General features: G+C 33.9%; 21 protein-coding genes. 6 read left to right on the forward strand and 15 right to left on the reverse strand.

What is annotated here, in order from left to right:
• Window positions 1–93: 93 nt before the first annotated feature.
• The 9 genes from FNW17_RS15070 to FNW17_RS15110 form a co-directional block, all read right to left on the reverse strand.
• Window positions 94–900 carry a hypothetical protein gene (locus FNW17_RS15070; protein ID WP_144072074.1) on the reverse strand — a complete coding sequence of 269 codons (807 nt, stop codon included), beginning with the start codon at window positions 898–900 and terminating at the stop codon, window positions 94–96.
• A gap of 32 nt (window positions 901–932) precedes the next feature.
• Entirely contained in the window at window positions 933–2261 is a 1329-nt protein-coding gene (locus FNW17_RS15075; RefSeq protein WP_144072075.1) for an aldehyde dehydrogenase, read from the reverse strand.
• Between the two features lie 45 nt (window positions 2262–2306).
• Window positions 2307–2996: an RluA family pseudouridine synthase gene (locus FNW17_RS15080; protein WP_143391529.1), complete on the reverse strand. Its 690-nt coding sequence runs from the start codon at window positions 2994–2996 to the stop codon at window positions 2307–2309.
• A gap of 15 nt (window positions 2997–3011) precedes the next feature.
• On the reverse strand, window positions 3012–4433 hold the full coding sequence (locus tag FNW17_RS15085; RefSeq protein ID WP_144072076.1) for an ArnT family glycosyltransferase: 1422 nt from the start codon (window positions 4431–4433) through the stop codon (window positions 3012–3014).
• Between the two features lie 11 nt (window positions 4434–4444).
• Complete coding sequence (locus tag FNW17_RS15090) at window positions 4445–5206, reverse strand: glycosyltransferase (protein WP_143391527.1); 762 nt, start codon at window positions 5204–5206, stop codon at window positions 4445–4447.
• Window positions 5207–5251: 45 nt separating this feature from the next.
• The gene (panB, locus tag FNW17_RS15095; RefSeq protein WP_143391526.1) at window positions 5252–6070 is read right to left on the reverse strand and encodes a 3-methyl-2-oxobutanoate hydroxymethyltransferase; all 819 of its coding nucleotides are present in this window, start codon (window positions 6068–6070) and stop codon (window positions 5252–5254) included.
• Window positions 6071–6206: 136 nt separating this feature from the next.
• Entirely contained in the window at window positions 6207–6578 is a 372-nt protein-coding gene (locus FNW17_RS15100) for a ribosomal maturation YjgA family protein (RefSeq protein WP_143391525.1), read from the reverse strand.
• A gap of 12 nt (window positions 6579–6590) precedes the next feature.
• Complete coding sequence (locus FNW17_RS15105) at window positions 6591–7568, reverse strand: YeiH family protein (protein ID WP_143391524.1); 978 nt, start codon at window positions 7566–7568, stop codon at window positions 6591–6593.
• Between the two features lie 227 nt (window positions 7569–7795).
• A complete protein-coding gene (locus FNW17_RS15110; protein WP_143391523.1) occupies window positions 7796–9223 on the reverse strand; it encodes an L-serine ammonia-lyase in 1428 nt (475 codons plus the stop codon).
• Window positions 9224–9526: 303 nt separating this feature from the next.
• On the opposite strand from FNW17_RS15110, the gene FNW17_RS15115 reads away from it, so the two are divergent.
• Complete coding sequence (locus FNW17_RS15115) at window positions 9527–10306, forward strand: sulfite exporter TauE/SafE family protein (protein WP_143391522.1); 780 nt, start codon at window positions 9527–9529, stop codon at window positions 10304–10306.
• Window positions 10307–10368: 62 nt separating this feature from the next.
• Here the strand turns inward: FNW17_RS15115 and FNW17_RS15120 are convergent, their stop codons facing one another.
• The 3 genes from FNW17_RS15120 to FNW17_RS15130 all read right to left on the reverse strand — a co-directional run bounded on the left by FNW17_RS15120 (window position 10369) and on the right by FNW17_RS15130 (window position 11616).
• Window positions 10369–10758: a DUF1398 domain-containing protein gene (locus tag FNW17_RS15120; RefSeq protein WP_143391521.1), complete on the reverse strand. Its 390-nt coding sequence runs from the start codon at window positions 10756–10758 to the stop codon at window positions 10369–10371.
• A gap of 111 nt (window positions 10759–10869) precedes the next feature.
• Complete coding sequence (locus tag FNW17_RS15125) at window positions 10870–11076, reverse strand: helix-turn-helix domain-containing protein (protein ID WP_143391520.1); 207 nt, start codon at window positions 11074–11076, stop codon at window positions 10870–10872.
• Window positions 11077–11079: 3 nt separating this feature from the next.
• Window positions 11080–11616, reverse strand: a complete 537-nt coding sequence (locus tag FNW17_RS15130; RefSeq protein ID WP_143391519.1) for a DUF2975 domain-containing protein — start codon at window positions 11614–11616, stop codon at window positions 11080–11082.
• 382 nt (window positions 11617–11998) lie between these two features.
• On the opposite strand from FNW17_RS15130, the gene FNW17_RS15135 reads away from it, so the two are divergent.
• On the forward strand, window positions 11999–13015 hold the full coding sequence (locus tag FNW17_RS15135; protein WP_143391518.1) for an LLM class flavin-dependent oxidoreductase: 1017 nt from the start codon (window positions 11999–12001) through the stop codon (window positions 13013–13015).
• 363 nt (window positions 13016–13378) lie between these two features.
• Here the strand turns inward: FNW17_RS15135 and FNW17_RS15140 are convergent, their stop codons facing one another.
• The gene (locus FNW17_RS15140) at window positions 13379–14191 is read right to left on the reverse strand and encodes an NIPSNAP family protein (protein ID WP_144072077.1); all 813 of its coding nucleotides are present in this window, start codon (window positions 14189–14191) and stop codon (window positions 13379–13381) included.
• Window positions 14192–14583: 392 nt separating this feature from the next.
• Here FNW17_RS15140 and dnaK point away from each other — a divergent pair, with 392 nt between their 5' ends.
• Window positions 14584–16470, forward strand: a complete 1887-nt coding sequence (dnaK, locus tag FNW17_RS15145) for a molecular chaperone DnaK (protein WP_144072078.1) — start codon at window positions 14584–14586, stop codon at window positions 16468–16470.
• Between the two features lie 120 nt (window positions 16471–16590).
• Here dnaK and FNW17_RS15150 read toward each other — a convergent pair whose 3' ends face one another.
• The gene (locus FNW17_RS15150; protein WP_144072079.1) at window positions 16591–17475 is read right to left on the reverse strand and encodes a Brp/Blh family beta-carotene 15,15'-dioxygenase; all 885 of its coding nucleotides are present in this window, start codon (window positions 17473–17475) and stop codon (window positions 16591–16593) included.
• Between the two features lie 111 nt (window positions 17476–17586).
• Here FNW17_RS15150 and FNW17_RS15155 point away from each other — a divergent pair, with 111 nt between their 5' ends.
• Complete coding sequence (locus tag FNW17_RS15155; protein ID WP_143391514.1) at window positions 17587–18300, forward strand: bacteriorhodopsin-like; 714 nt, start codon at window positions 17587–17589, stop codon at window positions 18298–18300.
• Window positions 18301–18363: 63 nt separating this feature from the next.
• Here the strand turns inward: FNW17_RS15155 and FNW17_RS15160 are convergent, their stop codons facing one another.
• A complete protein-coding gene (locus tag FNW17_RS15160; RefSeq protein ID WP_143391513.1) occupies window positions 18364–19026 on the reverse strand; it encodes a carboxypeptidase-like regulatory domain-containing protein in 663 nt (220 codons plus the stop codon).
• 197 nt (window positions 19027–19223) lie between these two features.
• Here FNW17_RS15160 and corA point away from each other — a divergent pair, with 197 nt between their 5' ends.
• Window positions 19224–20294: a magnesium/cobalt transporter CorA gene (gene corA, locus FNW17_RS15165; protein ID WP_144072080.1), complete on the forward strand. Its 1071-nt coding sequence runs from the start codon at window positions 19224–19226 to the stop codon at window positions 20292–20294.
• A gap of 51 nt (window positions 20295–20345) precedes the next feature.
• Complete coding sequence (gene pta, locus FNW17_RS15170; RefSeq protein WP_143391511.1) at window positions 20346–22439, forward strand: phosphate acetyltransferase; 2094 nt, start codon at window positions 20346–20348, stop codon at window positions 22437–22439.
• Window positions 22440–22536 lie beyond the last annotated feature (97 nt).

The raw sequence follows: 22536 nt of genomic DNA on the forward strand, positions 1-22536 counted from the left end.
TTAACAAAAACCAGCTACGGTTAACTTTCGAGTAACACGATACCTCGAGGCTCTGCCTCGGGGTAATTCATTTAAAAATAATCGTGATATCAATTAATCTTGAACCGTTCCGATTTGGGTTATTTCGCTTGTTTCATCAACCCCAATAATGTTTTTGTAAATAATATAATTCATCGAATACATAAAAGGCAGTGTGAAAAAGATTCCTATACAAAGTCCAAAAATTCCAAGTATCGATCCGATTCCAGCCACAATTGTCAACCCCAAAAGAATTAAAGGTTGTTTTAAAACTAATAGGACGCTATATTTTAGGGCATCGGCAACATTCAAATTTGAAAATACAATTAATGGAATTGTCAAAAAGGTTAGAAATGAAATCAATAAATTGGTTACCGTTCCAACAAAGCCTAATCCTGCATTTTCCAAAAACATTGCAAGTCCAGTACTGAGTACTCCTATTATAATTATGGATAAAATAATATTTAAAAAATACGGAAATTTATAATAAGTAAACATGGTTGAAACATGAAATTCTTCTCCTTTTTCGCCACAATCTGCCATTTTAAAAAATCCTGCCATAAATGGACTTATGATTGCTGAAAACAATAATAATCCCGCATTTAGTGGTAAGGCAATATCTAGCGGCATCACTTTTAAGGTAGAAAGTTGTTTCATTTTGTTGCCAAATTCTTCCATATGTTCTATTCCTACATAGGAAATTAGGCCTGTTATCAGTATAATTGAAATTAGTATAGAAAAAACTAAAAACATTAAACCGGCATACAATACAATTTTTTTATAATTCTCGAAAGCATTTTCGAAAACGGTACCAAAATCTAGTTGGTATCCTTTCCCACATATTTCTTCTATTTGCTCTTTTTTAGTCTTAGTATTATGCATTTTTTGTATTTAATTGGTTAATTTGTTTAGGCTTAAAGCCAGTTTAATATTTTTTTAATCGTTGCCAATTTGTCTTTGTAGGGAGCATAACGAAAAGGTAAATCTAATAAATTTGATTTTATAAGAATGCTTTTTTTGTGAGAAAATGTGTCAAAACTTAAAATTCCGTGATATGCGCCAATTCCGCTGTGACCAACGCCTCCAAAAGGCAATCTTTTATTCGAAAAATGGACCATAGTATCATTGACACAACCACCTCCAAACGAATATTTTTGAATCATATGTTTTGAGAATATTCGGTTTTCGGAGAATATATAAAATGCTAAAGGTTTTTCATATTTGGAAATAATAGCATCAATTTCGATTTCCTTCTCGTAGGTAAGAATAGGCAAAATTGGGCCAAATATTTCGTCCTTCATCACCTCAGTTTCTATTGAAGTTTCCTCAATTAGAGTAGGAGCGATGTAACAATTTTTTATGTCGGTTTGTCCTCCAAAAATCACTTTTTCAGAGTCGATCAAACTGATTAATCGTTGGCAATTTTTTGTATTTATAATTCTGGCAAAATCAGGGGAAATACTAGGGTTTTCGCCATACGCTTTGGTAATTTCTTCCTTTAAATAGTCCACAAAATGACTTTTCATATTTTTTTGAACCAGTATATAATCTGGGGCAATACAGGTTTGTCCAGCATTCATAAATTTTCCCCAAACAATTCTTTTGGCTGCGAGTTTCAAATTGGCCGTTTCGTCAATAACACAAGGATTTTTCCCGCCAAGTTCTAATGTTACTGGCGTTAGATTTTCGGCTGCGGCTTTAGCAACAATTTTCCCAACGGATACACTTCCTGTAAAAAAAATGTAATCCCAACGTTCTGAAAGCAATTGTTGCGACACTTCAATTCCACCTTCTATAACATTTACATCCTTTTTGATGAAGACTTTTGAGATTATTTTTTCGATAATTTCAGAAGTTTTGGGTGTGAGTTCGGAGGGTTTCAGTACGACTTGATTCCCTGCGGCAAAAGCGGATATTAAGGGACAAAGTGCCAATTGAAAAGGATAATTCCAAGGTGAAATAATCAAAATTTTACCGTAAGGCTCTTTGAAAATATAATCTTTGGAAGGAAAATTTAATAGTGAAGGAAAAACTCTTCTGGGTTTAGCCCATTTATTAAGGTTCTTGATGGTGTCTTTTAATTCGGAGATGACATAACTCGTTTCGGTGAGAACGGATTCAAATGCTGGCTTTTTGAAATCGAAGTATAAAGCCTCCATGATTTCGTTTTCGTGTAGAATGACTTCATTCAATAACTTTGTCAAAGTTTCTTTTCTGAAACTAATGTTGGTTTTAGATTCCATAAATTAAAAAATTAAATGAATTTCTAAAGATACATTTTTTTCAAATTAAATGGCATTCCAAATCACATCATTTGGAACTGGAGCCACAATGATAATATTTTCTTTAGATACAGGATGAATAAAACCTAGTTTTCGAGCGTGAAGATGGATGCCACCATCAGGATTAGAGCGGTCGAATCCGTATTTCAAATCGCCTTTTATAGGTGAACCAATAGCTGAAAGTTGTGCCCGAATTTGGTGGTGTCTTCCGGTGTGAAGATTGATTTCCAATGCAAAATAGTTATTCAGTTCTTTGATTATTTTGTAATCTAAACTGGCCAATTTGCTCTCGGGAACTTCTTTTATATGCGCTTTTGAAGTATTGTTTTTTTCGTTTCTTTTTAAGTAATGAACGAGTTTATCTTCGGGATTTTGAGGTTTGTTTTTTACAATTGCCCAATAGGTTTTATGGGTTTCGCGATTGCTGAATAATTCATTCATTCGAGTCAAAGCCTTACTGGTTCTGGCAAAAACAACGATTCCAGTAGTTGGTCTGTCCAATCGATGAACAACTCCTAGAAAAACTTCCCCAGGTTTGTTGTATTTGTCTTTGATGTATTCTTTGACCACATCAGACAGCGGTTTGTCACCCGTTTTGTCGCCTTGCACCAAATCGCCTACACGTTTGTTGACCACTATTAAATGATTGTCTTCGTGCAGAATTTGCAGGTTATTTTTATCAGAAAGTATTTTCATCGGGTATAGACTTCTTTATTTTGTTACAAAAATGGAAGTTTTGAAATTGCTTTGGGTTAAAGTCATTTTATCCAGCAGTTTTTTTGAAATTTCTTTCTGTTCTTTCGTCTGAATTATAAAATACAGCTTTTTATTCAACGTTTGAACCGAATCTAATTGCTTTCCTGTTTTTACAACTTGAGCCTTGCCATTGCTGTAAAATTGCCCCGAATAATTTTTGGATTTCCAATAGTAAATTGGTATTTCTTTGTTCTCAGTAGTCACTTTCAAATTTTCCAAAAGATATTTATCGGAATTCAATTTATAGTCTAATTTTCCTGTAACAAAAAGTCCAAAATAGGCAATAAAAACTACTGCTGGAAAAAATAGTGCCACGTTAATTAAGCGTTTTTTTTGAGTAAATTCTTCCCAGAAATAAACCACTAAAAACATAATAGGCATGGCTGAAGGAAGCAAATAGGTATGCAAAATATTACTAGATATCGTGAAAAATACAGGCGTCCAAAAAGCCCATACTATCAGGAAAGAAACCCAACTGTTTTTAAAAATAGTGGATTTGTTTTTCCATAATTTATAGAAAACAACCAGAATCCACGGAAACATGAATGCAATCATTAGTAACCAAATCATTCCTTTGGGTTGGGAGTGACCGCTGCCATACAAATCGCCTTTCCAACCCGGTTCAAGAAAGCGTTTGTAATGTTCGCCTACGATAAAATAATCAAGGAAACCAGGCGATTGTTTTTCGCAGAAATAATACCAAGGAAGGGCAATTATGGCGGTAATTAGTAGCCCAAGAATAATTGAAAATTTGGAAAATACGGCTTTAAATCGTTGCAAATCCAGACAACACCATAAAAATAGAGGAGGAAATGTAAGCACGGTAATCAGTGGGCCTTTAGCAAGAAATCCAAAACCTAAAGCGATAAAAAATACATAATTCCAATAGGTTTTTGTTTCGCTTTGCATTGTTTTCCAAAAGGAAATCATCATTATGGTGATGCAAAATTCAAGCGAAGTATCGGTTGATACAACTCCTGTATGTATCAGGAATTCAGGCATTGTCAATAAAATAAAACCTGGTAAATAAAAGGAATAGCCGTCTTTTTTAACTATTTTTCCAGCAATAATAATGAGGATGACACTCAATAAAAATGAAGGAAATCGGGCAGCAAATTCATTCACACCAAACACTTCAAAACTTCCTGCAGACAGCCAAGTTGATAAAGGTGGTTTTGCCCAAAAAGGAACTCCATAATCTATTTGTAAAACAATCCATTGTTTTGTTTCCTGCATAATTCGGGCAATTTCGGCATAACGGGATTCCGTTTTGTCCAATAATGGAATGGTAATAGTCAATAATAATCTAAAAATTAATATTAAAAATACCGAAACAGAAAGAATTCTGGTGTTGTTTTTTAGCTTTTCTGAAATCATTTATTATATATTTAGATTGATAATTTCTTTTCAAGTTTTTTGTATTCACATCTGATTTTGTATAAATCAAACCAAAGTTTAAATCCGTAACTCAGCTTTACTTTAGAATCTCCTTTTTCGACCCATAATTTCAAAGGGATTTCAAGCATTTTTTTGGTGGCTTTTTCTCTTCCAAATAGTAAAATCATTCGGTAGAACAGTTCTACATCAAACAACCATTTTGAGATGAATTCCTTTTCGAACAAATGTTCCGAAATAGTTCTGTTAAAAAGTTTTGAACCGCATTGGGTGTCATAAACCTTGATGTCAAGAATGTTCGAAATGAAGGTAGCTATAACTCTTCCTATCAAAAACCGACTGTTTTCCCGATCGATTGTAGAACCAATTTTCCGAATTCGAGAACCAAAACTAAAGACGATTTCGCCTTGTAAATAATTTTTAAGAGCTATAAATTCCTCTAATGTGGTTGCCAAATCAGCATCTAGATACCCAATGTATTGATGTTGAAAATGGGTATTACAATACTTAATTCCAGCTCGAACGGCTTCAGCTTTGCCAGAGTTATTTTCGAGAGAAAGAATATGAATTTGAGTTTCATGTTTTGCTTTTAAAACATTCAAAACTCCAAGAGTATTGTCTTTAGAACCATCATTTACAAAACAAATCAATGCCTCAGGATTGTTATTCAAAAAGTTAGAATATTCACTATTAGAAATTCCTTTTTCCTCATTATAGCAGGGAATAACAATGGTGGTATTGAAAAATGTTGACATATAAAATGGATTTATTAAAGAGGAATTTGAAATAAAAGCTAATTATTAATACTGCTCTTTTTCATTTGGAAAATCACAAGACTTTACATCAGCTACATATTGACCAATTGCAGTGGTCATTCCTTCGTATAAATTCATATAACGACGCAAAAATCGTGGGCTAAATTCATTATTCATTCCCAGCATATCGTGAATGACTAAAACTTGTCCATCTACACCACCACCTGCACCAATTCCGATTACGGGAATCGAAATACTTTGGGCTACTTTTTCGGCTAAATCAGCGGGAACTTTTTCGATAACTACAGCAAAACAACCCAGTTTCTCTAGTAGTTTAGCATCTTCTATTAGTTTTTCAGCTTCCTGTTCTTCTTTGGCACGAACGGTGTAAGTTCCAAATTTATAAATAGATTGTGGGGTTAAACCTAAATGCCCCATTACAGGAATTCCAGCGTTTAATATTTTTTTGATGGAGTCTTTGATTTCGCTTCCACCTTCTAGTTTTACTGCATGTCCACCACTTTCTTTCATAATTCTGATAGAAGAACGCAAGGCTTCTTTTGGATCCGACTGATAGCTTCCAAAAGGCAAATCGACTACAATCAAAGCTCTTGTGATAGCACGAACCACGCTCGATGCGTGATAAATCATTTGGTCTAATGTGATTGGCAATGTCGTTTCGTGACCCGCCATAACATTCGACGCAGAATCTCCTACAAGTATTACGTCAACCCCAGCGGCATCAACAATTTTTGCCATTGTAAAATCGTAAGCTGTAAGCATGGAAATTTTCTGTCCATCAGCTTTCATTTCTATTAATGACTTTGTGGTGATTCTTTTGTAATCTTTTTTAGCTACAGACATTTTGCTTTTTAAATTTTAATTTAGAGTGTAAAATTAGTCAAATATTCTAAAATCTATTGAAATTACTGTTTTTAAATGCTAAATTCTGAAAGATTCAGTTTTAAATTGTTGTCAATTTTATTGAAATTTGATTTTATTATTTTCTTCTAACCCAACTGGAATCCATCCAAAAACCAATTATAATTCCAAGAGTATAATAACCCAAATCGCTCCAAAGAAATCCTTGTCCCAAGCCATAATGTCCAAATTTAGTTCTTCTAATTTGCAACATCCATTCGGCGCTATACAGTTGAATAAACTCAATTGCAAAGCAAAACAGCAAAGCCAAAATTGCTGTCTTTTTTAAGTTTAAATAGATTAGGATCATTCTCATTCCAAAATAAACCATTACAGCATAAAGTGTATCTCCAAAAAACGTTGGAACACCTTCCATTTTTCTGGAAGTTATACCAAGAGCAATTACAATTAGTATTAAAATAAAATAGGATAATCTATTGTTTTTTAACATAATAATGTCAAATTAAATCAATGAAATAATAGCCCATAATGTAGAAACTGAGATGATAATCCAAATCACAATACCTTGTAATAATGGTTTGTAACCCACGGAAACTAACACTTTTCGAGACAATCCACATCCAATTAGAAACAGTGTCAAGGTCAAAGTGGCTTTTGCAAAATCAGTGATATAATGACTAAAATCTTGTACAAATGGAATATACGTATTGGCAATCATGGCCAAAATAAACAATCCGATGAAATAGGGAATTTTGATTTTGGTTTCTTTATTTTTGAAAATAAAGGTCGATAAAATGGCAATTGGAATAATCCATAAAGCTCTGGCTAATTTTACGGTTGTGGCCACTTCTAGGGCGTGAGTTCCATATTTACCAGCTGCTCCCACCACAGAACTGGTGTCGTGAATTGCGATCGCGCACCATAAACCAAATTGGGTTTCGGATAAATGGAGGTAATGTCCAATAAATGGAAAAATCACTAAAGCCACCGAATTAAGGATGAAAATTGTTCCTAATGCCACTGAAATTTGTTTTTCATTGGCTTTAATTACTGGCGAAATAGCGGCAATGGCACTTCCGCCACAAATAGCGGTTCCTGTGGCAATCAGGAACGAAATTTTTTCTTCTATTTTTAGAATTTTACCTAAGTAAATGCCAATTATAATAGTTCCAATAATAGAAATAACAGTAAGTATAAAGCCTTCTTTTCCAGCTTTTAAAGCATTGTTCACGTTCATTCCAAAACCCAGTCCAACGACTGAAACTTGTAATAAAATATGGGTTGCTTTGTGATTTAAATTCAAATAGGGATGTCCTATAAATTGCGCAATTATCAATCCCATTAGTAATGCAATTGGTGGAGAAATTAAGGGAGACAAGCATAAAACTACAAAAAACATAAAGATTACTTCCCGTGTGGTAATGTTTTTGTCTAAGATGCTTTTCTTTTTTGGATTTTCATCTGGATTAGTCTGAATCATTCTGCCTTTAATTTAAGTTTGCAAAGGACAGCAATAAAATGTTAGTAAAGAAATTGTATTTTGGAAAATTAAAATAAACTACCCTCGGTTCAGAACCCAGAGGTAGTAGCGAAATAATAGCCACAGATTCACAGATTTTCAAAAATCCTTTTTAATCTGTGGCAAAAAAAACCGAAGCAGTGCTTCGAGGATAAACTTTTGGAGATTAAAAAAAAATGATTCTTTCCTTAGCAATCCGACATATTTACAGCTACTGCCAATCCACCTTCGGAAGTTTCTTTGTATTTGTTGTTCATATCTTTGGCGGTTTGCCACATCGTATCAATAACTTTATCCAAGGGTACTTTAGCGTTTTTAGGATCGGTTTCTAAGGCTAATTCGGCGGCATTTATGGCTTTTATAGCGCCCATTGTATTCCTTTCGATGCAAGGAATTTGAACTAAACCACCCACAGGATCGCAAGTCAATCCCAGATGATGTTCCATTGCAATTTCGGCCGCCATCAAAACTTGTGCTGGAGTTCCGCCCATCAATTCGCATAAAGCGGCTGCAGCCATTGCCGAGGAAACGCCAATTTCTGCCTGACAACCGCCCATTGCAGCCGAAATTGTAGAACCTTTTTTGAAAATACTGCCAATTTCTCCGGCAACCATTAAGAATTGTTTGATTTCCTTTTCGCCAGCGTTGTGATTTTCGATAACCAAATAATACATCAAAACGGCTGGAATTACACCAGCACTTCCGTTTGTTGGTGCAGTTACGACACGACCTAAAGCTGCGTTAACTTCATTGACAGCTAAGGCAAAACACGAAACCCATTTCAGAATTTGTCTAAATTTCACTTCCGTTAATCGAATTTGTTCCAACCACGTTTGTGGGGAATCATAGTTGGCTAATCCAATGAGGTGTTGGTGCATATCAAATGCTCTACGGCGAACGTTCAATCCACCGGGAAGAATCCCTTCGGAATGACAACCTATGTACATGCATTCGAGCATGGTGTTCCAAATGCGCATTAATTCGTGATGAATTTCGGCTTCGGAACGCATTGATTTTTCGTTTTCGTAAACAATATCCGAAATGTATTTGTTCTGTTCTAAAGTGTAATTTAGTAATTCATTGGCATTTTGGATGGGGAACGGAAAAGCACATTTTATTTCCAATTTCTTTTTGGCATTGACCCGTTGTTCTACCACAACAAATCCACCACCGATGGAGTAGTAGGTGGATAAATATTCAGTAGTATCAAGCAAAGAAGCTGTAAAAGTCAATCCATTGGCGTGAAATGGAAGGAAGTTTTTATTGAAAATGATGTCCTCTTCAAAAGAAAAAGGGATGTTTTTTTGATTGCCTAGCTGAAGAATATTATTCTCTTTGATTTCCGCAATAATTTCCGCAATATTTTGAATTGGAATATATTCAGGATCTTGACCGCTTAAACCCAACATTATGGCTAAATCGGTGGCGTGACCTTTGCCTGTTAAGGAAAGAGAACCATAAAGATCTACTTTGATAGAATTTACAAGTTCAAATTTATTATTAGCTCGCAATTCTCCCAAAAAACGTTCGGCTGCACGCCAAGGTCCAAGTGTGTGGGAACTTGAAGGACCTACACCAATTTTCAGCATATCAAAAACCGAAATACATTCTTCCATTAGATACCATTTATTGAACAAATATAGAAGTTTGAGTACGATTTTTATGCTTAGACCGAATCAAATGTGTCAATTGTTTAAAAGTTACCAAATTATTGAACTCCTTTTTTTGGGTTTTCTATGAAAAGTTTGACTTGAATCAATTTATTTTTTAGATGAGGAATTTTATATGTTTGAATGGATCAACCACGGGATGTTCTTAATCGTTAAAAATTTCAACTTTATAATTAATACAAATCTTAAATTGTATTGTATTGTATTGTATTGCTTTTTGTTTAGATTTACAAAAATAATATAATATCTATGGATTTAGTAGGATTAATTTTTGCAGGATTGGTTGTTGGTTTTATTGTAGGCATGACAGGAGTAGGGGGAGGTTCATTGATGACACCCATATTGATATGGTTCGGTATACCGCCATCAACAGCTGTTGGAACCGATTTGTTGTATGCAGCCATTACAAAATCAGGCGGCGTATTTGTTCACAATAAGAAGAAAAATATTAACTGGACTATAACAGGTTGGCTTACACTTGGCAGTGTTCCCGCTGCATTGTTGACTTTGTGGATACTTCACAATTTGAAAACAGACTTAGAGGTGTTGAATAAAATAATTAAATACAGTTTGGGTTGGGCCTTATTATTTACTTCGGTTGCTATTGTTTTCAAAAAGAAACTGTTGGTTATTTCTCAAAGACATGCTGGCGATAAATTTCATAGTGAAAGTAAAACACAAAATTTTTTAACAGTTGCCATTGGGGTTATGTTGGGAGCTACAGTTACTCTAACATCTATTGGAGCAGGAGCATTGGGAACAGTAACTTTGTTTTTTCTTTATCCTCTTTTGCCAACTCCTAAATTAGTTGGAACTGAAATAGCTCATGCGGTTCCCTTGACATTAGTCGCAGGATTGGGTCACGCTACAATGGGCAATTTAGATTTGAATATATTAGGACATTTATTGTTGGGTTCGTTGCCAGGAATTTATATAGGCAGTATGTTGAGCGGAAAATTACCCGATTTATTGCTTAGAAATGCTATCGCAATTATGCTGTTTTATGTTGGTTTCAAGCTAGTCTTTTAGGGATTGAATGCTATTTTAGAAAACAACAACAATCTATAAACATCAAAATTTTATAAAACAGTCTAGCTTGGAATTTTTTCGATTAGTATGGCTGCATTCGATATGTCACAATAAGTACAAGTCATTTCAATTATATTCACGCTCCAATTTGCAATACCACAAACTGCAGCCTGATTGCAAAAAGTAAGATAATCGCTTTGACCTTCTTGATGCATCACCAGAAATTCGATAAAACGCTCTTTGTTTACTAATGGTGCTACAGGAATAGGGTCATAATTAGCAGGTGTTGCCACTCGATAATTGTCAGTACCAAAATATTCTTCGTGGTCATCATTGACAAAAATTTCATAGCCTTGAACGCCCAATTCGATTAAATCTTGTATGTAAACAGGGAAGTCGGCTCCAGATTTAACCTTGGAATGTGCTTCTTTTATTTGGGCAATAGTGAACATAATTGGGATGGTTTTGGTTTATCAAATGGCTGTAAAATTAAAAAAAATGTTTAATAATTTTATGAAACACTTTTTTTTTGAATCAAATTCGAACTCAGCTATGGTTTATTTTTATTTGTTATTGTATTCTAAAATATCTCCCGGTTGGCAATCTAAGGCTTTGCAAATCGCTTCTAAAGTGCTGAACCGAATCGCTTTTGCCTTTCCTGTTTTCAGAATAGAAAGATTGGAAAGTGTTAAATCTACCTTTGCCGAAAGATCGTTTAGCGACATTTTTCGTTTCGCCATCATTACATCTAGGTTTACTACTATCGCCATAATTTAAATTGTTAATTCGTTTTCCGATTGAATTTCAAGTCCTTTTTTGAAAATAACGGCAATGATATAAACTACAGCCGCCATCAAAATAAACGCCTGACTATCCACCCAAAATTGATTTAGTTGGTCGATTACGTAACCACGATGTTGCAAATTTTTGGCTGATTGTCGCGCTATGTAACTCAAAAGTCCAATAGAAAAAGTAAAGTAGCTAATTTGTGTAATTTTTTCTGAAACATAACTATTGAATGGTTTTTCCAAATCGAGTTTTAATAAAAGCATGATTACAATATAAAATAAGTAGGCTTTCAAGATCGAAATAACTAAAACAAAACTATACATACCGTAAAAAGCCCATTGGCTGCGATTGTACATATCGCTTAAGTTTATTTTTTGATATAAATTATGGACAATCTCAGGATTAAAAACACTGAATATAAAATTGACGATTAAACCACCGGCTTCAATGCTCAAGCCAACAAAAATAATCCAAGCTACAATGCTGAGGGCTTTAAATACGAAGTTGTTTTTTGATTTCATTGTTTCTGATTTTAAAATTATTCTACAAACATAATACATATTTATTGAATAACAATAAATATGTATTAATAAAAGATAAATAATTTTTGTAGTCTAAAAATTAATTGTATTGAAAGGTTGGATCGTAATGGATAGTTGATGTAGATAATTTAGAATAAGGCTCCTTAATTCCGAAAGTTATCGGAATTGAGGAGCGAATTATATTTTGGCAGGAAATTAAAGGGTTTTTCTTCATTTTTCGCTTTATATTTCCTCAAATATATTTATTTTTTCTTACCAATTGAAAGCTGATTCACTTTTAGAAACATTACCAATCAATTAACACAACCGAAGAAGGAGGTTATTTCGTAAAAGAGTAATTTTGCTAAAATTTGAAGTCAAAATGATCAAGACCATTCCCATTTCTATATTAGAATTAGCCATAATTTCTCAAGACAGTACGGCTACTGCCACTTTCGAAAAAACAAAAGAGCTTGCACAACTGGCAGATTCCTTAGGATACAACCGATTTTGGCTGGCTGAACATCATAATATGGCACACGTTGCCAGTACAGCCACTGTGGTTTTGATTGGCTATATTGCGAGTCAAACGCAAACGATTCGGGTGGGTTCTGGTGGGATTATGTTACCGAATCATGCTCCACTTATTATTGCCGAACAGTTTGGCACTTTGGAAATTCTTTATCCCAATCGGATTGATTTGGGTTTGGGAAGAGCACCTGGTACTGATGTGCAAACTGCACAAGCCATTCGCAAAGATTTCTATGAACAATCGCAACAGTTTCCGAAAAATGTGGAAGCTTTGGAGACTTATTTCTCTGAGGATAATTCCAAGGCACAAGTGCGCGCTTTTCCTGCCGAGGGAACTAACGTTCCTATTTGGATTTTAGGATCTAGTACAGAGAGTGCTCTTTTGGCTGCTTCCAAGGGATTGCCTTATGCGTTTGCCGGACATTTTGCTCCGAGACAAATGATGGAGGCTTTCCGATTGTATCGGGAACATTTTCAAGCTTCGAAGTTTTTGGCTGCTCCCAAAACGATGGCTTGTATCAATGCCATTGCTGCTGATACGGATGAGGAAGCCGAAATCTTGTCGACCAGTTTGTATCAAATGTTTCAGAATTTGGTGCAAAACAATAGAAAGCCTTTGCAACCACCAGTAAATTCATTGACTCAACTGATGAATGCCATGAGCGAAGAAGCCCGTTTTCACGTCAACCAAATGACTGCTTGTTCGTTTGTAGGAAGCACAAAAACATTGACTACCGAATTAAAAGAATTCATCCGTATTTCTCAAGTGGACGAATTGATGATTAGCGCTCCAATTTATGAGCATCAGGCTAAATTAAAAAATTTACGCCTGCTTAAAGAAGTTATGGATGGGATTAATGGGATTTGATTTATCAATAGAAGTTAAAGATCTCTAATGCTGTGCGAAGTCTCCCGACTTCGTACCTAATCCAATATTCCTTTATGATTTTATAATTAATTCGTTGGTATTGCTAGTGTTAATTGTATATAGTAACGGGTACGAAGTCGCGAGACTTCGCACAGCAACAACACGTTTTTGAAGGAACACTTCGGGCAGCGGGGCACGGATTGCAAATCCGCGCTATCGGGTACGAAGTCGGGAGACTTCGCACAGCAACAGGTAATAGGCAATTGTCAATTGTCAATTAAAATTAATCTATTATTGAAATAGTATTTTCGAGAACTTAAAATTGATTTCCAAATGACCTAATTAGTGCATATTAAATTATCACTAATAATCAGAGTATTCAGTTGGATATAAAAAAATTTTATCAATATGCGAGATGTTATTTTTATATTTTTCAATAGCAATTAATGATTTCCATTCCGGAGAATCTGAAAAGGCTTTCCAATGAGCATCTCGACTTTCCTGATTGGCATACGTTGTCATATACATAAGATTGGGCATTTTTGGGCCCGAAATTACTTGTGCATAAAACACTGCATTGCATTCAAGACGGTTAAAAAGTTTAATTTCTCCACCAGCATTAAACATTTCTACTTTGTTTTTATGATAAGCTTCGGTTGCTGACTCATAATTTCTTAATTCATACACTCTATTGGCTCTTGGACTATCTAATTTGGATGGGATTAAAATAGGATGGTCAGGAAATGCTCTCAATAAGATAGATTCGATTCGTTTGTATGTAGGTTGTGAGTATAAAGTATTCAAATAATCGGCTCCTTTTGCTAAATAGGTTTTGTCTTTTGCTAGTTTTTCATCAAGACTTAGAAATTGGGACATTGATGAAAAGGGAATTAGAACTATAATTTTTTTTATAGAATCGTTTTCATTTTTAATAGGTTTAAACACGCCAATTGACTTAATTCCTAAATTTTTTAACCCTGGAATATAAGCTTCTTTCAGGTATTTATCCATTTTTTCGACTTGTTGATCTGTTTTTAAAATATAGGTTTTGAGCTGGTAAAATTCGCGCTCGACTGCCACAGATCTTGCAGGAATAATTAAATTAGTGAATATTTTTGTAAAGCTGCTAATGGTTAAAACCAAAACTAATAAAGAAAGGGCACGAATAATTTTCATTTTTTTATATTTAAATTCTACAACTTGTGATTTTTTTTTTAAATATAATACTTTCTTTGTAATACGATTTGATTTATACAAATTTTAAAAAGCAATTTCAATATCAAGGTTCAATTTTAGTCATTAAAAAATGTAACTTTTTAATTGCTTCTTAGAGTGTACATAGGGATTAAAATAATTTTTATTTTAATGTTTTTTCTTTGTTAAAAATCATTTTTATCGATTTCTATATTTAGCAATCACTAAACTAAAAATGTCATCTTGTCATATCTTTTTGCGCCAATTTTAACAGATACTGACAATTTAAAGGCTGTCATTGACTTGGCACAAAGATTGACTATTGCAACTCGAACCGTTAAAATTAGTATACATTAAAATTAAATATAAATAAAATGGGTAAAATAATCGGAATTGATTTAGGTACGACAAACTCTTGTGTTTCTGTAATGGAAGGTAATGAAGCAGTTGTTATTCCTAATGCAGAAGGAAAAAGAACAACACCATCTATCATCGCTTTTGTTGAAGGTGGCGAAATTAAAGTAGGGGATCCTGCTAAGAGACAAGCGGTAACTAATCCAACTAAGACTATTGCTTCTATCAAACGTTTTATGGGTCATTCTTTTTCTGAAGTTTCTGCTGAAGCTAAAAGAGTTTCTTATTCTGTAGTAAAAGGCGACAACAATACACCACGTGTGGATATTGATGGTCGTTTGTATTCTGCACAAGAATTGTCAGCTATGACACTTCAAAAAATGAAAAAAACTGCTGAAGACTATTTAGGTCAAACAGTTACTGAAGCAGTTATTACTGTTCCTGCTTACTTTAATGATGCACAACGTCAAGCTACAAAAGAGGCTGGTGAAATTGCAGGTCTTAAAGTAATGCGTATTATCAACGAACCAACTGCTGCTGCTTTGGCTTACGGTTTAGATAAAAAAGGAGTAGATCAAAAAATTGCTGTTTACGATTTAGGTGGAGGTACATTTGATATTTCTGTTCTTGAATTAGGAGACGGAGTTTTCGAAGTATTGTCTACAAATGGTGATACTCACCTTGGTGGAGATGATTTTGACCACGAAATTATTGACTGGTTGGCTGACGAATTCAAAACCGAAGAAGGTATTGATTTACGTTTAGATCCAATGTCATTGCAACGTTTGAAAGAAGCTGCTGAAAAAGCCAAAATTGAATTGTCTTCTTCTGCTGAAACTGAAATCAACTTGCCATACGTAACTGCTACAGCTTCAGGACCAAAACACTTAGTTAAAAAATTAACTAGAGCTAAATTCGAACAATTAACTGATTCATTAGTAAAACGTTCTATGGCGCCAGTTGCCAAAGCGTTGAAAGATGCAGGTTTATCTGTTTCTGATATTGACGAAGTTATCTTGGTTGGAGGTTCTACTCGTATGCCTAGAATTGCTGACGAAGTAGAAAAATTCTTTGGTAAAAAAGCGTCTAAAGGAGTTAACCCTGATGAAGTTGTTGCAATTGGAGCAGCTATTCAAGGTGGAGTTCTTTCTGGAGATGTAAAAGATGTATTGTTACTTGACGTTACACCTTTATCTTTGGGTATCGAAACTATGGGTGGCGTTATGACTACATTAATCGAGTCTAACACAACTATTCCAACTAAAAAATCACAAGTTTTCTCTACTGCTGCTGATTCTCAACCAACTGTTGAACTTCACGTTCTTCAAGGGGCTAGAGCAATGGCTGCTGATAACAAAACTATCGGTCGTTTCAACTTGGATGGTATTCCACCAGCACCAAGAGGAGTTCCTCAAATTGAAGTAACTTTTGATATTGATGCTAATGGTATCATCAAAGTTTCGGCAACTGATAAAGGAACTGGAAAATCTCACGATATCCGTATCGAAGCTTCTTCTGGATTGACTTCTGAAGAAATCGAAAGAATGAAACAAGATGCTGAGGCTAACGCTGAATCTGATAAAATTGCAAGAGCAAGAGCTGAGAAATTGAACGAAGCAGACGGAATGATTTTCCAAACTGAATCTCAATTGAAAGAACTTGGAGAGAAATTGACAGATGATAACAAAGTAGCAATCGAATATGCTTTGACTGAATTGAGAATGGCGCACCAATCTCAAGACGTTCCAGCTATTCAAATCGCTCTTGACAACATCAACGCAGCTTGGAAAAAAGCTACTGAAGCAATGTATGCTCAAGGAGAACAAGCTCAAGGTGGTGCTCAACCACAAGGAGAACAAGCTCAAGGAGACAATGTGGAAGATGTTGAATTCGAAGAAGTGAAATAAGCAGAGAACTCCAGATATATAGGGTTGTGAATCGCTTATCCCGATTTTTTACGGGATCTAAATAAGAGAAACCGAGTCAGTAATGGCTCGGTTTTTTTGTGCCATTATTTTTTTTTGATACTATTTTCTGTGAAGCATTCGTGTTATAACAAGAGCGTGAGGAAATGTGATAGCAGCCAAAAAAGAGAAAAATACTGCGTTGAAAAGTTGTTCTTCTTTTAAAAAAAAATAGATAAGAGCAATTCCTAGTATCGATACGAACCAATATACTGCAGCTGCTTTACAGTATGACAAAAAATGTTTTTTGGATACTGAGCCGTTCAGAAACTTGATCTGGTCTATAATAGAAGGAACACTATGCCAAACAACAAAATAAATTGCAAATCCCCAAATCAAACTAGAAGACTTGAAAATGATTGAAAAAACAACTAAATGAAAAAATTCTAAAAGAAGTTTTTTTCTTATTTTTAGTATTTTCCAATACAAATAGCAACTTAAGCTAATAAAAGCAATGCCAGTTACTTTTAAAAGTTCCCAGAAATATTGATTTGGAATTTTAAAATTTGTAATATTAAATATGATATTTTGTACTTGATTCGTATGAAATACAAAAAGTAAAAATAAAATTGTAAATCCATATAAGAATTGATACAAGATTCGAGACCAGATTGGAAGTGAATTTGGTAATTTTTGCCATTGTTGTTCTCCAAAATGATAAGCACTCACAACAATGAATATAACCAGTGCTAAAAGTGGAAAAAGGTAGAATAATAAAATGCCCATCAAAACAACGATTACATAATAAATAAGTATTCGAAATGTTGAATTTTTGTGTTTTACGATGTCAATTTTATCTATTAATTGTAAATCATTTGCTCCGTGCAAAATCCCAAATGATAAAATCAATACAAAACCAGAAATTATCTGAAGCCTAGTAGAAAAGTAGGAATCCATCCAAAGCCCAAAAAAACTGGCTACAATTGCGAATTTTGTATAATTTTTCATTAGAAATATATTTTGTTCAAAAATAATCAAAAAATATTAAACAAAATATTTTTTTATTGTTTAACTTTTTATATATTTGTCTAAACAATAAATAATTTAAATCAAATAATTATGACAAATTTTATGCTTATTTCAAAATTATCCCCAACAGATTATGTGGGATTTACTTTCTTTGTAGGTTGTATGGCTATGATGGCCGCTTCAGCATTCTTCTTTTTATCGTTAAGCCAGTTTGATAAAAAGTGGCGTACCTCAGTTTTGGTTTCAGGTTTAATAACCTTTATTGCGGCAGTTCATTATTTTTACATGAGAGATTATTGGGCTTCATTTGGCGAATCACCAACATTCTTTCGTTATGTGGATTGGGTTTTAACTGTGCCGTTAATGTGTTTAGAATTTTACCTGATTCTAAAAGTAGCTGGCGCAAAAAAATCCTTGTTATGGAAAATGATTATTTATTCCATAGTAATGCTAGTTACGGGTTATTTTGGAGAAGTTGTTTACACGGATAGTGCTGCTTTCTGGGGATTCATTTCTGGCTTAGCTTACTTTGCTATTGTGTATGAAATCTGGCTGGGAGAAGCATCAAAATTAGCTGCAGCAGCAGGTGGAGAAATTCAAAAAGCACACAAGATTTTGTGTTGGTTTGTACTGGTAGGTTGGGCAATTTATCCACTAGGATATATGATGGGAACTACAGGATGGTACAACGGTATGATTCCAGCTGGTAATATTGATGTGGCTTATAACATTGCGGATGCTATCAATAAAATTGGATTTGGTTTGGTAATTTATAGTTTGGCTGTGAATTCTCAAAAAGATTAATTCTATTATTTACTTTGTTATTAAAACCGGGCTAGTGATAGTTCGGTTTTTTTATGCCTGTATTTAATCTTCATTGCTGTTTTTTATAATAATTACTTCACCCAAAATCATTACTTCCTCTTTCATAGCGATATTAACTTTAGAGTTGGTGGAAACCTTTTTTTCCACACTTTTAAAACCAATAAAAGAAAATACCAAAACAGCTCCTTTTTTTGCTTCAATGGTATAATTTCCGTTCAAGTCTGTTGCTGTTTGTCTTTTAGAATTCTTTACTGAAACATACACACCAGGAATTGGAATTTTTCCATCGGAAACAATTCCGGATATTATTGCGGTTTTATTTTTTTTAGTTGTGTACTTTTTGGTTTCTTGAATTTTTTTCTCTTGATTTTTTTCATCCAATTGTTCCATTTTTACAACTTCTTGTGCCTTTGCCGTTTGATTGCCTAATCCTAAAAATGCAATAATAGAGGTCGCTGCTATCATCCAAATAGATCCTTTTTCTTTTGGAAGAACGAGATTACGGTTCAGTTGCTCAGTATTAAATCGTCCACAAACTTTTGAATTTTGATTGTAATATTTCACGATTTCTCTATCGGAAAATGAAGTAAAATCGATAACTTTTTTTTGACAGGAAGCGCAAAATTTCCCTTTTTCGGCTAAAGTCATTGTTTCCCAATTTTCTCCGCAAGGTTTAAGAATAGAAATTTGAATTTTATTAGTCATTTTTGGGTTACTTAAAATTTTTATTTATTATAATCAAATGATTAATCTCATAAAAGTACTTTTTATTTTTAATTATTTTTGCACTTTAAATAATTATGTTAGTAAATGTTATTTTTCTATTACTATTTGAAACTAATGATAAAAGTCAGTTTTCAATAAAAAAGATTTTCGTAATATTACTACATAAAACAATTTAGATGAGAAAAATCAAATATAAGAAAGGTAGAAAACTACAGCCTTATAATCTAGAATATACTGGAATTCATAAAAAGACAGATTCAGAAATACAGCTTTTTGTTTATGATGATTTAAATTTTGCTGAATTTGCCGATTTTAATGTTTCTGATTTAAAAAAACATATTAATACCCAAAAAACGAATTGGCTTAATATACACGGCCTTAATGATTTAGATTTTTTGAAATCGATTAGTGACTATTTCAAAATAGACAACTTTATGCTTGCCGATATTTTGAATACCACCCGTAGAACTAAAATTGAAGAACAGCACGATATTTTATTTTTCAACATAAAATCGTTATTGCCTGCAGGAGATACGGATAATATTAGCGCTGAACAAATTAGTTTTTTAATAAAAGATGGTGTTTTGATTTCATTTCAAGAAAAAAGAAGTGATTATTTCACACACATCAGAGAACGAATTAGAACGCATTCTGGAATTGTTAGAACTAAAAAATCGGATTATTTGCTATATATACTTTTGGATGCCATTATGGAAAATTTCTATATCACATTAGAAAGTGAAGAAGATAATATTGAGGAATTGATAGATCAAACAAAAAATAGTACCGACCCGATAATTTTGGAAAAAATCGAGAAACACCGAGATAATTTTAATTTTCTGAAACGTGCAATTATTCCGCTTCGGGATTCTTTGTACGACATCAAAAGTATCAAGGACGACGACGTTTTTAATGTGATTGAAGCTGAGAATTTCACTTTTTTTGCCAGATTACACCAAAAAAGTTTAGAGCTTTTAGAACAAATAGAATCTGATATGAGTTCACTTCATAGTGCTTCTGATTATTATTTTTCGGCCCAAAGCCATAAGATGAACGAGATTATGAAAACGCTGACGATAGTTTCGGCTATTTTTATTCCGCTCACTTTTATTGTTGGAGTTTATGGAATGAATTTCGATTATATGCCCGAACTTAGATATGAACACGGCTATTATACTGTGGTAGGAGGTATGGTTTTAATCGTGTTAGGTATGATTTATTATTTTAAAAGACGGCGTTGGTTTTAATAATTTCAAAAGATAAGAAATTCAGTATAATAAAATTTAAAAAATAAAAAAATGAATAAAGCGATATACATCGCAACAAGCGAAGAAGATAGCGGTAAATCAATAGTCACTTTAGGTTTAATGAGTATGCTTATTGGAAAAACTGCCAAGGTTGGCTATTTCAGACCTATAGTCGAAGATTTTGAAGAAGGAGATTTGGATAATCATATCGATACAGTAATTAACCATTTTGGATTAGATATTTCTTTTCACGATGCTTATGCAATTAAGAAAAGCAAATTGATAAAAAAGAAGAATAAAGGAAAACTGGGTGAGGTAATCGATTTGATTATTGAAAAATACAAACAACTAGAAGAACAATTTGATTTTGTTTTAGTTGAAGGAACTAGTTTTACAGGCGAAGGCACAGTTATCGAGATGGATATGAATGTGCTTATCGCTAAAAATCTTGGGATTCCAGCGATTATTGTTGGCTCAGGTGTCGGAAAAACATTAGATGAATTAGTGGATAGTATGGGCTTGGCGTATGATTCTTTTAAACAAAAAGAGGTAGAAGTATTGTCAGTTATTGCTAATAAAGTGCAACCTGAAAATATCGATTTGATTATATCAGGTTTGAAAAAAAACTTACCAGAAAGTGTATTAGTCAATGCTATTCCAATGATTTCGAGTCTTAATAATACCACAATTCAAGAAATTGTAAACAAATTGGATGCAAAAGTTTTGTTTGGAGAAGCCTATCTTAACAATCAGATTTCTAGTTTTAGTGTAGGAGCAATGCAGTTAAGAAATTATCTAAATCATTTGAAAGAAGATGGATTAGTAATTACTCCTGGCGATAGAGCCGATATTATTTTGGGTGCTTTACAAGCTAATGAATCTGTAAATTATCCTTCTATTTCTGGAATCGTTTTAACGGGTAATATTATCCCGGAAGATACAATCCTAAAATTGATTGAAGGACTTTCGCCAGTTGTGCCAATAATAGCCGTCAAAGAAGGAACATATGTGATATCGAATAAAATAGGAGATATTAAGCCTAAAATTTATGCGAATAACACCCAAAAAATTCAAACTTCAATCGATACTTTCGAAAAATATGTAGATTTAGAACGTTTAACCGAAAAATTTATCAAGTTTGAAGTGGAAGGAATGACTCCAAAAATGTTTCAATATAATTTAGTAAAAAGAGCCAAAAAACACCGAAAACACATTGTATTGCCTGAAGGTAACGATGATAGAATTCTTATTGCTGCTGCCCGATTATTGTTGATGGATGTGGTAGATATTACGATTCTTGGAGACAAAAAACAAATCGTTAGCAAAGTGGCAGATTTAGGTTTAGATATGGATTTTACTAAAGTTCATATTGTCAATCCAAGAAAGGATAAGAATTATGATGACTATGTGAATACGTATTATGAGCTTCGAAAAGAGAAGAAAATGACTTTGGAAATTGCCAAAGATTTGATGGAAGACGGTTCCTATTTTGGAACAATGATGGTGTATAAAGGTCACGCAGACGGAATGGTTTCGGGAGCTGCACACACAACGCAACATACGATTTTACCGGCGTTGCAATTCATAAAAACTAAACCAAATTCTTCTGTAGTTTCTTCTATATTCTTTATGTGTTTAGAAGATAGAGTTTCCATTTTTGGCGATTGTGCGATTAATCCAAATCCAACAGCAGAACAATTGGCAGAAATTGCCATTTCATCGGCAGATTCAAGTTTGGCTTTCGGAATTGAACCCAAAGTGGCGATGCTTTCCTATTCTTCGGGTTCATCTGGAAAAGGGGATGAGGTGGACAAAGTAAGAGCCGCAACCGAAATTGTAAAAAATAAACGTCCCGATTTGAAAATTGAAGGTCCTATTCAATACGACGCCGCAGTAGATTTAGAAGTAGGTCAAAGCAAAATGCCAAATTCCGAAGTGGCAGGTCACGCCAGCGTATTGATTTTTCCTGACTTGAATACAGGAAATAATACTTACAAAGCAGTTCAAAGAGAAACTGGCGCATTGGCTATTGGTCCAATGTTGCAAGGGCTGAATAAACCTGTAAACGATCTAAGCCGTGGTTGTACTGTTGATGATATTATAAATACGGTTGTAATTACGGCCATTCAAGCACAAGGACTTTAGATTACAGATTGAAAATTAGTAGAAAAAAAATTACACAACATATCTACTTGGTCTCCCTCTCCTTTGGAGAGGGTCGGGGTGAGGAAAAAAATAAATT

It is taken from the genome of Flavobacterium franklandianum (assembly GCF_007097365.1).
Classification (GTDB): Bacteria; Bacteroidota; Bacteroidia; order Flavobacteriales; family Flavobacteriaceae; genus Flavobacterium; species Flavobacterium franklandianum.

Bases quoted from the DNA above. Each gene is read 5' to 3' on its own strand.
- FNW17_RS15070 (WP_144072074.1), bottom strand. From the start codon at position 900: ATGCATAATACTAAGACTAAAAAAGAGCAAATAGAAGAAATATGTGGG.
- FNW17_RS15075 (WP_144072075.1), bottom strand. From the start codon at position 2,261: ATGGAATCTAAAACCAACATTAGTTTCAGAAAAGAAACTTTGACAAAG.
- FNW17_RS15080 (WP_143391529.1), bottom strand. From the start codon at position 2,996: ATGAAAATACTTTCTGATAAAAATAACCTGCAAATTCTGCACGAAGAC.
- FNW17_RS15085 (WP_144072076.1), bottom strand. From the start codon at position 4,433: ATGATTTCAGAAAAGCTAAAAAACAACACCAGAATTCTTTCTGTTTCG.
- FNW17_RS15090 (WP_143391527.1), bottom strand. From the start codon at position 5,206: ATGTCAACATTTTTCAATACCACCATTGTTATTCCCTGCTATAATGAG.
- panB (WP_143391526.1), bottom strand. From the start codon at position 6,070: ATGTCTGTAGCTAAAAAAGATTACAAAAGAATCACCACAAAGTCATTA.
- FNW17_RS15100 (WP_143391525.1), bottom strand. From the start codon at position 6,578: ATGTTAAAAAACAATAGATTATCCTATTTTATTTTAATACTAATTGTA.
- FNW17_RS15105 (WP_143391524.1), bottom strand. From the start codon at position 7,568: ATGATTCAGACTAATCCAGATGAAAATCCAAAAAAGAAAAGCATCTTA.
- FNW17_RS15110 (WP_143391523.1), bottom strand. From the start codon at position 9,223: ATGGAAGAATGTATTTCGGTTTTTGATATGCTGAAAATTGGTGTAGGT.
- FNW17_RS15115 (WP_143391522.1), top strand. From the start codon at position 9,527: ATGGATTTAGTAGGATTAATTTTTGCAGGATTGGTTGTTGGTTTTATT.
- FNW17_RS15120 (WP_143391521.1), bottom strand. From the start codon at position 10,758: ATGTTCACTATTGCCCAAATAAAAGAAGCACATTCCAAGGTTAAATCT.
- FNW17_RS15125 (WP_143391520.1), bottom strand. From the start codon at position 11,076: ATGGCGATAGTAGTAAACCTAGATGTAATGATGGCGAAACGAAAAATG.
- FNW17_RS15130 (WP_143391519.1), bottom strand. From the start codon at position 11,616: ATGAAATCAAAAAACAACTTCGTATTTAAAGCCCTCAGCATTGTAGCT.
- FNW17_RS15135 (WP_143391518.1), top strand. From the start codon at position 11,999: ATGATCAAGACCATTCCCATTTCTATATTAGAATTAGCCATAATTTCT.
- FNW17_RS15140 (WP_144072077.1), bottom strand. From the start codon at position 14,191: ATGAAAATTATTCGTGCCCTTTCTTTATTAGTTTTGGTTTTAACCATT.
- dnaK (WP_144072078.1), top strand. From the start codon at position 14,584: ATGGGTAAAATAATCGGAATTGATTTAGGTACGACAAACTCTTGTGTT.
- FNW17_RS15150 (WP_144072079.1), bottom strand. From the start codon at position 17,475: ATGAAAAATTATACAAAATTCGCAATTGTAGCCAGTTTTTTTGGGCTT.
- FNW17_RS15155 (WP_143391514.1), top strand. From the start codon at position 17,587: ATGACAAATTTTATGCTTATTTCAAAATTATCCCCAACAGATTATGTG.
- FNW17_RS15160 (WP_143391513.1), bottom strand. From the start codon at position 19,026: ATGACTAATAAAATTCAAATTTCTATTCTTAAACCTTGCGGAGAAAAT.
- corA (WP_144072080.1), top strand. From the start codon at position 19,224: ATGAGAAAAATCAAATATAAGAAAGGTAGAAAACTACAGCCTTATAAT.
- pta (WP_143391511.1), top strand. From the start codon at position 20,346: ATGAATAAAGCGATATACATCGCAACAAGCGAAGAAGATAGCGGTAAA.